The organism is Nocardioides sp. ChNu-153, from assembly GCF_030466625.1.
GTDB lineage: Bacteria > Actinomycetota > Actinomycetes > Propionibacteriales > Nocardioidaceae > Nocardioides.
Map to the genome: position 1 here is coordinate 109,846 of NZ_JADEVT010000002.1, position 12,165 is coordinate 122,010.

Below are 12,165 nucleotides of genomic sequence, written 5' to 3' on the forward strand. Positions count from 1 at the left end.
CTCCGGGCTACCGTGCCCCCGCGCCCGTCCCAGAGAGGTTGATGACGATGCAGTCCCCTGACGCCCTGCGCGTGGCGGTGCTCGGCTGTGGGTCCGTCGGGTCCCAGGTCGTGCGCCTGCTGCTCGAGCAGTTCGACGACCTCGCGGCCCGTGTCGGCGCGCCGCTCGAGCTCGCCGGGGTGGCCGTGCGCCGGCTCGAGGCCCCGCGCGAGGTCGACGTGCCCGCCGACCTGCTCACCACGGACGCGCAGGCGCTCGTGACCAGCGGCGTCGACCTCGTCGTCGAGGTCATCGGCGGCATCGAGCCCGCCCGATCGCTCATCCTCGCCGCGCTCGGCGCCGGCGCGTCGGTCGTGACGGCCAACAAGGCGCTGCTGGCCGAGGACGGGGCGCACCTCTTCGAGGCGGCCGCGCAGGCCGGTCGCGACCTCTACTACGAGGCCGCCGTCGCGGGCGCGATCCCGATCATCCGGCCCCTGCGCGAGTCGCTGGCCGGCGACACGGTCACCCGGGTCATCGGCATCGTCAACGGCACGACGAACTACATCCTCGACAAGATGGACAGCTCGGGCGCCGGGTTCGCCGACGCGCTCGGCGAGGCCCAGGAGCTGGGGTACGCCGAGGCCGACCCCACCGCCGACGTCGAGGGCTTCGACGCCGCCGCCAAGGCCGCGATCCTGGCCTCGCTGGCGTTCCACACCCGGGTGACCGCGGCCGACGTGCACCGCGAGGGCATCAGCGACGTGACCGCCGCCGACGTGCGCTCGGCCGCCGACATGGGGGCGGTCGTCAAGCTGCTCGCGATCTGCGAGCTCCGCGACACCGACGAGGGCCAGGCCGTCTCGGCCCGGGTGCACCCGGCGATGATCCCGCGCAGCCACCCGCTGGCGTCGGTGCGCGAGGCCTACAACGCGGTGTTCGTCGAGTCCGAGGCCGCCGGGCGGCTCATGTTCTACGGCCCCGGCGCCGGTGGTGCGCCGACGGCGTCCGCCGTGCTGGGCGACCTGGTGACGGTGGCCCGCAACCTGCGCGCGGGTACCCGCGGCGCGGGGGAGTCGGCGTACACCGCCCGACCCGTGCTGCCGATGGGGGAGACGCTCACGCGCTACCACGTGGCGATCGACGTGCAGGACCGCGCGGGCGTGCTCGCCCTCGTGGCCACCGCGTTCGCGGAGCACGGCGTGTCGATCCAGACGGTGCGCCAGGAGGGCCGCGGCGACGACGCGCAGCTGGTCGTGGTGTCGCACCGCGCCACGGACGCGCAGCTGGCGGCGACGGTCGCCCACCTGCAGGAGATGGACATCGTGCGCGAGGTCACCTCGGTGATGCGCGTGGAGGGAGAGACCGCATGACCCAGGCCCAGTCCGCCCCGACCGTCGACGCCGCGACGGCCGCCGCGGCCGCTGCGACGTCCACGCCCGGCGGCCGTCCCCAGTGGCGGGGCGTCATCGAGGAGTACCGCGACCTGCTGGCCATCCCCGCCGGGGTCGAGGCGGTCACGCTCCGCGAGGGCGGCACCCCGCTCGTGCACTCGGACTGGCTCTCCGGCCTCACCGGGGGACAGGTCTGGCTCAAGGTCGAGGGCGACAACCCCACGGGCTCCTTCAAGGACCGGGGGATGACGGCCGCCATCTCCGTGGCCAAGCACGAGGGTGCCGAGGCCGTGGTCTGCGCCTCGACCGGCAACACGTCGGCGTCGATGGCGGCGTACGCCGCGAAGTCGGGCCTCACCCCGCTCGTGCTGGTGCCCGAGGGCAAGATCGCCGCGGGCAAGATGGCCCAGGCGATCATGCACGGCGCGCAGGTGCTCATGGTGCGCGGCAACTTCGACGACTGCCTGACGCTGGCGCGGCAGCTCGCCGACTCCTACCCGGTCGCGCTCGTCAACTCGGTCAACCCGGTGCGCCTCGAGGGTCAGAAGACCGGCGCGTTCGAGATCGTCGACTTCCTCGGCGACGCCCCCGACGTGCACGTACTGCCCGTGGGCAACGCCGGCAACATCTCGGCGTACTGGCTCGGCTACTCGCAGTACGTCGAGATCGGCCGCGCCACGCGCCGTCCCGTCATGCGCGGCTTCCAGGCCGCCGGCGCCGCGCCCCTCGTGCACGGCGCCCCGGTGCCGGACCCGGAGACGAAGGCCACCGCGATCCGCATCGGCAACCCCGCCTCGTGGAAGCTCGCGACGACCGCGGCCGAGGAGTCGGGCGGCCGCTTCCGTGCCGTCACCGACGAGCAGATCCTCGCCGCGCAGCGCGAGCTGGCCCGCCACGACGGCGTCTTCGTCGAGCCGGCGTCCGCGACGGGTGTCGCCGGCCTGCTGTCCGACCTCGCCGCGGGGGAGTCGTACGCCGGCCTCACCGTCGCCGTCACGGTCACGGGCCACGGGCTCAAGGACACCGTGACCGCGCTCGAGGGCCTCGGCGACGTGGTCGACTCGGTGGTGGACGCCGACGTGCGCGACGTCGCGCGCGCCGCCGGTCTCTGAGGTGGGGACGACCCACGACGACGGCGCCGCCGTCGAGCTGGTCCGCGGGACCGTCACCGTCTCGGTGCCGGCGACCTCGGCCAACCTGGGACCGGGCTACGACACCCTCGGGCTCGCCCTGTCGCTGCGCGACGAGCTGACGGGGGAGGCTGTGCCCGCCGGTGCGGGCGGCGACGCCCCGGGCGTGGAGGTCGTGGTCGAGGGCGAGGGCGCCGGCTCGGTGCCGCTCGACGAGACCCACCTCGTGGTCCGCGCGATGCGCACGGCCTTCGACGCGATGGGCGTCCCGCAGCCGACGCTGCGGCTGCACTGCGTCAACCGGCTCCCGCACAGCCGCGGGCTCGGCTCCTCCTCGGCCGCCATCGTCGGCGGCCTGGCGCTGGCGCGCGCCCTCGTGGTGGACGGTACGGCGCGCCTCGACGACGCCGCGGTGTTCGCGCTGGCCGGCCGCATGGAGGGCCACCCCGACAACGTCGCGCCGGCCACGTTCGGCGGCTTCATCGTCTCCGGCGCCGAGGACGACGGGTTCTTCGCCGTCCCGGCCGCCGTCGACCCCGCGTTGAGCGCGGTCGCGTTCGTCCCGCCGACGCCCGTGGCCACCGAGGTGGCGCGGGGGCTGCTGCCCGCGCACGTGCCCCACGCGGACGCCGCGGCGAACGCGGCGCGCGCGGCGCTGCTGGTCGTCGCGATGGGCGGGCGCCCCGAGCTGCTGCACGCGGCGACCCGCGACTGGCTCCACCAGGACTACCGCGCGGCGGCGATGCCCGGGAGCGCCGCGCTGGTCCGCGCGCTGCGCGCCGACGGCGTGCCGGCCGTGATCTCCGGCGCCGGGCCGACCGTGCTCGCGCTGGTCGCGGACGCCGCCGCCGCGGCCCCGCTGGGGGCGGCGGCCCTGCTGGAGCGCTGCCCGGCGGGCTGGCAGGCCCACCACCTCGCCGTCGACACGGACGGCGTGATGGTACGGTGACGATTGCGTCAACGATCGGTCGTCCGCGACCACTCGGCGCGGCACCCCCGGGCACGACCACGGGTGGTGCACCCTCTTCCTCGTCCCAGACGCGGATCTCCTCTGCCACGAGCCCCTCCGGCGCTCTCGGTGAGCCTGATGCGCGGCGAGGAGGACCATGACCAAGTGCTGGTGGCGCGTCGCGCCCTCCCGGCAGTGATACGTGGGAAGGACCTCACGTGACGGAAACCATCGAATCCGCCGCCGACCAGGCACCGAAGAAGCGCGGCGGACTCAACTCCCTGCTCCTCGCCGACCTCAAGTCGATGGCGTCGGGCCTGGGGATCTCCTCGGGCGGGATGAAGAAGGCCCAGCTCGTCGAGGCCATCAAGGCCGCCCAGTCGGGTGGCCCGTCCGGCGGCGCCCAGGGTGGCGCGCCGGCACGCTCGCGTCGTACGACGTCCGCGGCCCCCTCGGGCGAGGCCGCGTCGACCGGTACGACGGACGCCCCCGCCGCTTCCGCCGCCCCCGCTGCCGCGGCCCCCGAGGGCGAGGCGCGGCGCGAGCCCCGCCGCCGCCAGCGGGCCAAGGGCGACGGCCAGGACGCCGGCGAGCAGGGCAACCAGCAGAACGGCCAGCAGGCACCCGCCGGCGAGCAGTCCGGCCAGGAGGGCCGCGCCGAGCGCCGCGACGACCGCAAGCAGGACCGCGGCGACCAGGGTGGTCAGCAGGACCGCAAGCAGGACCGCGGCGACCAGGGTGGTCAGCAGGGTGGTCAGCAGGGTGGTCAGCAGGGTGGTCAGCAGGGCGGCAACCAGAACCGTCAGGACCGCCAGGACCGCCAGGACCGGCAGCAGCGCAACCAGGACCGCAACCAGAACCAGGGCGGCAACCAGGGCGGCAACCAGGGCGGCAACCAGGACCGCCAGGACCGCAACCAGGGCGGCGGCAACCAGAACCAGGGTGGCGGCAACCAGGGCGGCCCGAGCTCGAACCGCGACGACGAGGGTGGCCGGCGCAGCCGTCGTCGCCGGGGTCGCGACCGCAACGAGCGCCCCGAGCGCGGCGGCAGCCAGGGCGGTCGCGGCAACAGCCGCGAGCCCGACACCACGATCCTCGAGGACGACGTCCTCGTGCCCGCCGCGGGCATCCTCGACGTGCTCGACAGCTACGCGTTCGTGCGGACCAGCGGCTACCTGCCGGGTCCCGACGACGTCTACCTGTCGCTGTCGATGGTCCGCAAGATGGGCCTGCGCCGCGGTGACGCGATCGTCGGCCAGGTGCGCCAGCCCCGCGAGGGCGAGCGCAAGGAGAAGTTCAACCCGATGGTCCGGGTGGACCAGGTCAACGGCGCGGACCCGGAGCAGGCGAAGAACCGCCCCGAGTTCCAGAAGCTGACCCCGCTCTACGCCTCCGAGCGCCTGCGCCTCGAGACCGAGCAGTCGAACCTCATCGGTCGCGTCATCGACATCGCGGCGCCGATCGGCAAGGGCCAGCGCGGCCTCATCGTCTCCCCGGCGAAGGCCGGCAAGACGATGGTGATGCAGTCCATCGCCAACTCGATCACGGTCAACAACCCCGAGTGCCACCTCATGGTCGTGCTGGTCGACGAGCGCCCGGAGGAGGTCACCGACTTCGAGCGCTCGGTGAAGGGCGAGGTCATCTCCTCGACCTTCGACCGCCCCGCGAGCGACCACACGATCGTCGCGGAGCTCGCCATCGAGCGCGCCAAGCGCCTCGTGGAGCTCGGTCTCGACGTCGTCGTCCTGCTCGACGGCATCACACGTCTCGGGCGTGCGTACAACCTGGCCGCCCCGGCCAGCGGTCGCATCCTGTCCGGTGGTGTCGACTCGGCGGCGCTCTACCCGCCGAAGCGGTTCTTCGGCGCGGCCCGCAACATCGAGAACGGCGGCTCGCTCACGATCCTCGCCACGGCCCTCATCGAGTCCGGCTCGAAGATGGACGAGGTGATCTTCGAGGAGTTCAAGGGCACCGGCAACATGGAGATCCGCCTGCGCCGCGACTTCGCGGACAAGCGGCTCTTCCCGGCCATCGACGCCGTCCAGTCGGGCACGCGTCGCGAGGAGCTCCTCATGGGCAAGGAGGAGATGGCCATCATCTGGAAGCTCCGCCGTGTCCTGTCGGGCCTCGACGGCCAGCAGGCCCTCGAGCTGCTGCTGGAGCGCCTCAAGAAGTCCCAGAGCAACATCGAGTTCCTCATGCAGGTGCAGAAGACGATGCCCGGGGCGGGCCAGGACAACGGCCACTGAGCCACCACCGCCGGGGGAATGCCGCGATTCGTCACGACGTTCCCCCGGTGGCACAATTCGTGCGCTGGTCCCGGTTCACGTGCCCCCACCAGGGGGTCGGCACGACCCGGCGGCCGAGGAGAGGACACATCATGCAGAAGGACATCCACCCCGACTACGTCGTGACCGAGGTGACCTGCACCTGCGGGGCCCAGTTCACGACCCGCAGCACGGCGAAGAGCGGCTCGCTGCACGCCGACGTCTGCTCGCAGTGCCACCCGTTCTACACCGGCAAGCAGAAGATCCTCGACACCGGCGGCCGCGTGGCCCGCTTCGAGGCGCGCTACGCGAAGGCTGCTGCCGCCAAGAAGAAGTAACGCCGTCCCAGCGCCGGCCCCGCCCGCCCGACCTCCACGTCGGGCGGGTCCGGGGCCGGCGTTGCGTCATTTCGGCGCCGTCCGTCGCGCCGCCGAGCCCGCGCCAGCCACCCGAGGAGTCCGCAGTGTTCGAAGCCGTCGAGGCGTTCGCCGCCGAGCACGCCGCGCTCGAGGAGCGGCTGGCCGACCCCGCGCTCCACGCCGACGCCCGGGCCGCCAAGCAGGTCAACCAGCGGTACGCCGTGGTCAGCGCCATCGTGCGCACCTGGCGGGAGTGGCAGCGCCTCGGCGACGACGCCGGTGCCGCGCGCGAGCTCGCCGCCGACGACCCGGCCTTCGCCGAGGAGGCCGAGGCGCTCGAGACCCGCCGCGCCGAGACCGCCGAGCGCCTGCGTCGCCTGCTCGTCCCGCGCGAGGAGACCGACGACAAGGACGCCCTGCTGGAGGTCAAGTCGGGGGAGGGCGGCGAGGAGTCCGCGCTCTTCGCCGGCGACCTCCTGCGGATGTACACGCGCTTCGCCGAGCAGCGCGGCTGGACGACCGAGGTGCTCGACGCCACCCCGTCGGACCTCGGCGGCTACAAGTCGGTGACGGTCGCCGTGAAGGCCAAGGGCACGCCCGAGCCGGGCACCGCGCCGTACGCGCTGCTGAAGTACGAGGCCGGCGTCCACCGCGTGCAACGCGTGCCCGTCACCGAGTCGCAGGGCCGCGTCCACACGAGCGCCGCCGGCGTGCTCGTGCTGCCCGAGGCCGAGCAGGTCGACGTCTCGGTCGACGAGAACGACCTGCGCATCGACGTCTTCCGCAGCTCCGGCCCCGGCGGGCAGAGCGTCAACACGACCGACTCCGCGGTGCGCATCACCCACCTGCCGAGCGGCATCGTGGTGAGCTGCCAGAACGAGAAGTCGCAGCTGCAGAACAAGGAGCAGGCGCTGCGCATCCTGCGCGCCCGCCTGCTGGCGGCGGCGCAGGAGACGGCCGCCGCCGAGGCGAGCGACGCCCGCCGCTCGCAGGTCCGCACGGTCGACCGCTCCGAGCGCATCCGCACCTACAACTTCCCGGAGAACCGCATCTCCGACCACCGCACGGGCTACAAGGCCCACAACCTCGACGCCGTGCTCGACGGCGACCTGGGCCCGGTCGTCACCTCGGCGGTCGAGGCCGACCTCGAGGCCCGTCTCGCCGCCGTGGAGGCCGGGTGAGCACGCCCGAGGGGCACGACGTGCGCGCGCTGCGCCGTACCTCCGTCGAGCGGCTCGCCGCGGCCGGCGTCGCCAGCCCGGCCCGGGACGCCGACGAGCTCGTCGCCCACGTCGTGGGCGTCCCGCTGGGCCGCGTGCCCCTCCTCGACAGCGTCACGGCAGCGGAGCGCGAGCGCGTCGAGGAGCTGGTGTCGCGCCGCGCCGCCCGTGAGCCGCTGCAGCACCTCACGGGCACGGCCGCGTTCCGGTACGTCGAGCTCGCCGTCGGCCCCGGCGTCTTCGTGCCGCGCCCCGAGACCGAGCTGCTCGCGGGCTGGGCCGTCGACCGCGTCCGCGAGCGGTCCCGGCAGGTCGCGACGGGGGAGCGGCCCGTGGTCGTCGACCTGTGCACCGGGTCCGGCGCGATCGCGCGGGCGCTCGCGGACGAGGTCCCCGAGGCCGCCGTCCACGCCGTCGAGCTCGACCCGGGCGCCCTGGCCTGGGCGGAGCGCAACCTCGCCGGCACCGGTGTGGACCTGCGCGCCGGGGACATGGCCGAGGCGTTCGACGACCTGGCCGGCGCCGTGGACGTCGTGGTGTGCAACCCGCCGTACATCCCGCTCGAGGCGTGGGAGTCCGTGGCTGCCGAGGCGCGCGACCACGACCCGCACCTGGCGCTCTTCTCCGGCGACGACGGTCTGGAGGCCATCCGGGTGCTGGAGCGCCGCGCCGCGCTGCTCCTGCGGCCCGGCGGCTGGTTGGGCTTCGAGCACGCCGACGTCCAGGGCGCCTCGGCGCCGCAGGTGCTCGCCCGGGCGGGACGCTGGAGCGAGGTGCAGGACCACCCGGACCTGGCAGGTCGTGCGCGCTTCACGACGGGACGGCTGGCACGATGACCCCCGTGGACGACGCGGAGCAGCAGCACCAGCCCCAGGAGCCCGAGCACACGTCGGGGGAGCAGGCTCCCCCCGCACCGCCCAGCCTCGAGAAGACCTCGTCGCGCGTGCGTGCGACCGGCACCGAGGACGAGCGGGAGGCGGCCCTCGAGGCCGCCACCCTCGCGGTGCGGCAGGGCTCGCTCGTCGTGCTGCCCACCGACACGGTGTACGGCGTCGGTGCCGACGCGTTCGACCCCGACGCGGTCGGGCGCCTGCTGGCGGCGAAGGGCCGGGGCCGCGAGATGCCGCCACCGGTGCTCATCAGCGCCGCGGTGACGGCCGACGCGCTGGCGCGCTCGATCCCCGGCTGGGCCCGCGCCCTCATGGACGCCTTCTGGCCCGGGCCGCTGACCCTGGTCCTCCCGGCGCAGACGTCGCTGCAGTGGGACCTCGGTGACACCCGCGGCACCGTCGCCCTGCGCATGCCCGACCACGACGTCGCCCGCGAGCTGCTCGAGCGCACCGGCCCGCTGGCCGTCAGCTCCGCGAACCTGACCGGTCGCCCGGCGGCGCTCACCGCCGCCGAGGCCGACGGCATGCTGGGCGCGTCGGTCGAGGTGGTGCTCGACGCCGGACGCTCCCCGCGCGGCGAGGCGAGCACGATCGTGGACGCGACGGGCGACCAGGGGCGGGTCCTCCGCGTCGGCGCCCTCTCGCTGGAGCAGCTCAACACCGTGCTCGAGCCGCAGGGCGCGACCCTGGTCGACCAGGGCTGAGGACCGCCCGGCATGCGCGAGTACCTCCTCGTCTTCCTCGTCGCCGCCACCGTCAGCTACCTGCTGACGGTCGTGGCGCGCGAGGTCGCGGTGCGGGTGGGCGCGGTCGCCCGCGTGCGCGACCGCGACGTGCACGCCGAGCCGATCCCGTACTTCGGCGGTGTGGCCATGCTGGGCGGCATCGTGGCGGCGTACTTCGTCGCGCGGCAGCTGCCGTTCCTGTCCTTCCGCGGCTCCGACGAGATGTTCCGCGACGCGGGCGTGGTGGTGATCGCGGGTGCCGCGATCTGCCTGCTCGGGGTCTTCGACGACATCTTCGAGATCGACCCCCTCATGAAGTTCGGCGGTCAGGTGCTCGTCGCCGGCTTCCTCGTGGTGCAGAACGTCCAGTTCTTCTTCTTCCAGGTGCCCGGCGGCGCCGTCGTCGCCATCGACCCGCTGCAGGGCGCGACCCTGACCGTCCTGGTCGTGGTGGTGACGGTCAACGCGGTGAACTTCGTCGACGGCCTCGACGGCCTCGCGGCCGGCATCGTGGGCATCGGCGCCCTGGCCTTCTTCGTCTTCTGCTACCAGCTCACCAACATCAACGACGAGACCCTCGCGACCACCGGCGCGCTGCTGAGCGCGATGCTCGCGGGCGCCTGCGTCGGCTTCCTGGGCCACAACCACCACCCGGCGCGGCTGTTCATGGGGGACAGCGGCTCGATGCTGCTCGGGCTCATGCTCGCGGCGAGCGCGATCACTCTCACCGGCCAGTTCCCGGCCACCCAGCTCTCCTCGGGGGGCGACGGCGGCTCGGCCAGCCTGCTGCCGACGCTGCTGCCGGTGCTGCTGCCGGTCTCGATCCTCATCGTCCCGCTGACGGACCTCGCGCTGGCGGTCGTGCGGCGCACCAGCCGGGGCACGTCGCCGTTCGCGGCGGACAAGGAGCACCTCCACCACCGCCTGCTCGTCTTCGGCCACTCCCACGGGCGCGCCGTCGTCATCATGTGGCTCTGGGCGGCGCTCGTCGGCTTCGGCACCGTCGTGCTGAGCCTCTACTCCCGTCCCATCGTCGCCGTCGTGGTGGCGGCCATGGCGGTGGTCACCGTGTGCCTCACCTTCCTCGTGCGCAAGACCGCCGAGGAAGAGGGGGAGCGGCTCGAGGACGCCGTCTGAGGACGGCGACGACGCCCTCTACTACTCAGCGTCGGAGACTCGTGATAGTTTTCACGAGCGGTCGATCGGCCGCGTCAGCACTGCAGATCCGCCTCCCACAGAACGGCCGCCGACCATGACGACCGCGTCCCGCAGCTCTGCCCAGGACACCCCCTGGGCGACGCGCGCGGTGCTCCGCACGGCAGGCCCCGTGGCCGGCCTCGCGGTCCTGCTGGCCGTCGTGGGCGGGCTCGTGCAGGGCGCGGACGCCGCGCTCGGCGCCCTCGTCGGGGGAGCGCTGCTCCTCGTCGTGCTGACGACCAGCACCGCGATCGTCGCCGTCCTCTCCAGCTGGGTGAGCGGCTCGCTGATGCTCCTCGCGATGCTCACCTACACGTTGAACGTCCTCCTCGTGCTGGTCGCGCTCGCGGCCCTCGCGGCGTCGGGTGCCACCGACGGTCCGCTGAGCGCACGGTGGCTCGGGGGAGCGGTCGTGCTGGGCGCCGTGGCGTGGAGCGTCGTCCAGGTCGTCGTGACCACGCGCCTGCGCGTGCCGCTCTACGACCTGCCCGAGCGCTCCGCCGTACCCACCCCCGCACCCACCTCCGTTCCCACCTCCGTTCCCGCGGAGAGGCCAGGTGCGTGATGGGCGCGACAGCCTGCTATCGTCCCGATCGCGATGACAACGCAGGAGCCTTCCTCCGACGACCGCAAGACGACCCCCGACGGGCCGACGGCCGATCCCTGGCGCTCGTTCAGCTACATCGTCTCGGGCGTGCTGGCGTACGGGCTGCTCGGCTGGCTCGCGGACCGGTGGTTGGGCACGACCTTCCTCGTTGCGATCGGCATCCTGGTGGGCGCGGGCCTGGGCATCTACATGACCTTCGCGCGGTACAACCGGGCGTCCCCCAGCAAGCCCCCCAGCACACCCCCGACCTGATCGCGGGCGGACCGGCAGGCTCCGCCCCGATCGCCGCAGACCTGACGGCCGACCTGAAGAAGGAGCACTCGCGTTGAGCGCAGTCGTTCTCGCAGCCTCCGGTGACGAGTTCACCCCGCCGGGCCCCGCCGACTTCGACCTCCCGCCCATCGGCGGGGGATCGTCGTTCGAGTTCCTCGGCCAGGAGATGACGCTCGGCGTCACCAAGCCGATGCTGCAGATCGTGATCTTCGCCGGTCTGGTGTTCGCCTTCCTCTACCTGGCGTCGCGCAAGCGGGCCATGGTGCCGGGCAAGCTCCAGTACGTCGGCGAGAGCGCCTACGGGTTCGTCCGGAACTCCCTGGGCCGCGACATCATCGGCAGCCACGACTTCCAGCGGTTCACGCCGTACCTGGTGTCGCTGTTCTTCCTGGTCCTGTTCAACAACTGGGCTGCGTCGATCCCGTTCGTGCAGTTCCCGACGTTCTCCCGCGCCGGCCTGGTCTACGGCCTCGCTGCGGTGAGCTGGATCGTCTACAACTACGTGGGCATCCGGAAGCACGGCTTCCTCGGCTACCTCAAGCTGCAGGTGCTCCCGAGCGGCGTGACGGGGCCCATCCTCATCCTCATCGTGCCGCTGGAGTTCTTCTCGAACCTCATCGTCCGCCCGGTGACGCTGGCGCTGCGACTCCTGTGCAACATGTTCGCGGGCCACCTCCTCCTCATCCTGTTCGCGCTGGGCGGCGAGTACCTGCTGCTGCACGGTGCGGGTCTCGTGAAGCCCGTGGGCATCCTCGCGTGGGTCCTGTTCGCGGCCGTGTTCTTCCTCGAGCTGCTGATCCAGTTCCTGCAGGCCTACGTCTTCACGCTGCTCACCGCCATGTACATCGCCGGCGCCCTCGCCGACGAGCACTGATCTTCCCGCCCACCCCTCGTTCTCCGCACTCATCGCGGAGAAACCAACCGAAAGGAAATCGCCGTGGACGGCTCCCTCAACATGATCGGTTACGGCCTGGCTGCCATCGGGCCCGGTGTCGGCATCGGTCTGATCTTCGCCGCCTACATCAACGGTGTGGCGCGCCAGCCGGAGGCGCAGGGTCGTCTCCAGACCATCGCGATCCTCGGCTTCGCCCTCGCCGAGGCCCTCGCCATCATCGGTATCGCGCTCGCGTTCGTCCTCTGACGTAACCGCTCGGCATCTTCGACGAAGGACAACT

The 12,165-nt window shown here is 73.1% G+C and carries 13 protein-coding genes; all 13 read left to right on the forward strand.

The window, feature by feature from the left end; translation table 11 throughout:
• Positions 1-41 precede the first annotated feature (41 nt).
• Positions 42-1,352, forward strand: a complete 1,311-nt coding sequence (locus INN71_RS04390; protein WP_277498425.1) for a homoserine dehydrogenase — start codon at positions 42-44, stop codon at positions 1,350-1,352.
• Complete coding sequence (gene thrC, locus INN71_RS04395; RefSeq protein ID WP_277498426.1) at positions 1,349-2,485, forward strand: threonine synthase; 1,137 nt, start codon at positions 1,349-1,351, stop codon at positions 2,483-2,485. The genes INN71_RS04390 and thrC overlap by 4 nt, the downstream gene beginning before the upstream one ends.
• Position 2,486: 1 nt before the next feature.
• Positions 2,487-3,452: a homoserine kinase gene (thrB, locus tag INN71_RS04400; protein WP_277498427.1), complete on the forward strand. Its 966-nt coding sequence runs from the start codon at positions 2,487-2,489 to the stop codon at positions 3,450-3,452.
• A 218-nt stretch (positions 3,453-3,670) separates the two neighbouring features.
• The gene (gene rho, locus INN71_RS04405; RefSeq protein ID WP_277498428.1) at positions 3,671-5,701 is read left to right on the forward strand and encodes a transcription termination factor Rho; all 2,031 of its coding nucleotides are present in this window, start codon (positions 3,671-3,673) and stop codon (positions 5,699-5,701) included.
• A gap of 131 nt (positions 5,702-5,832) precedes the next feature.
• Positions 5,833-6,057 carry a 50S ribosomal protein L31 gene (rpmE, locus tag INN71_RS04410; RefSeq protein ID WP_277498429.1) on the forward strand — a complete coding sequence of 75 codons (225 nt, stop codon included), beginning with the start codon at positions 5,833-5,835 and terminating at the stop codon, positions 6,055-6,057.
• A 125-nt stretch (positions 6,058-6,182) separates the two neighbouring features.
• Entirely contained in the window at positions 6,183-7,259 is a 1,077-nt protein-coding gene (gene prfA / locus INN71_RS04415; RefSeq protein WP_277498430.1) for a peptide chain release factor 1, read from the forward strand.
• On the forward strand, positions 7,256-8,134 hold the full coding sequence (prmC, locus tag INN71_RS04420; RefSeq protein WP_277498431.1) for a peptide chain release factor N(5)-glutamine methyltransferase: 879 nt from the start codon (positions 7,256-7,258) through the stop codon (positions 8,132-8,134). Before prfA ends, prmC begins: the two co-directional genes overlap by 4 nt.
• A 5-nt stretch (positions 8,135-8,139) precedes the next feature.
• Positions 8,140-8,892, forward strand: a complete 753-nt coding sequence (locus INN71_RS04425) for an L-threonylcarbamoyladenylate synthase (protein ID WP_346812801.1) — start codon at positions 8,140-8,142, stop codon at positions 8,890-8,892.
• Positions 8,893-8,904: 12 nt separating this feature from the next.
• Positions 8,905-10,050 (forward strand): MraY family glycosyltransferase, encoded by a 1,146-nt coding sequence (locus tag INN71_RS04430; protein ID WP_277498432.1) that lies wholly within the window; start codon positions 8,905-8,907, stop codon positions 10,048-10,050.
• Positions 10,051-10,165: 115 nt separating this feature from the next.
• Positions 10,166-10,675, forward strand: coding sequence for a hypothetical protein (locus INN71_RS04435; RefSeq protein ID WP_277498433.1), 510 nt, complete (start codon positions 10,166-10,168; stop codon positions 10,673-10,675).
• Positions 10,676-10,708: 33 nt separating this feature from the next.
• Positions 10,709-10,969, forward strand: a complete 261-nt coding sequence (locus tag INN71_RS04440) for a hypothetical protein (RefSeq protein ID WP_277498435.1) — start codon at positions 10,709-10,711, stop codon at positions 10,967-10,969.
• Positions 10,970-11,042: 73 nt separating this feature from the next.
• Positions 11,043-11,864: a F0F1 ATP synthase subunit A gene (atpB, locus tag INN71_RS04445; protein ID WP_277498436.1), complete on the forward strand. Its 822-nt coding sequence runs from the start codon at positions 11,043-11,045 to the stop codon at positions 11,862-11,864.
• A 63-nt stretch (positions 11,865-11,927) separates the two neighbouring features.
• Positions 11,928-12,131 (forward strand): ATP synthase F0 subunit C, encoded by a 204-nt coding sequence (gene atpE, locus INN71_RS04450; protein ID WP_277498437.1) that lies wholly within the window; start codon positions 11,928-11,930, stop codon positions 12,129-12,131.
• The last annotated feature ends 34 nt before the right edge of the window (positions 12,132-12,165 follow it).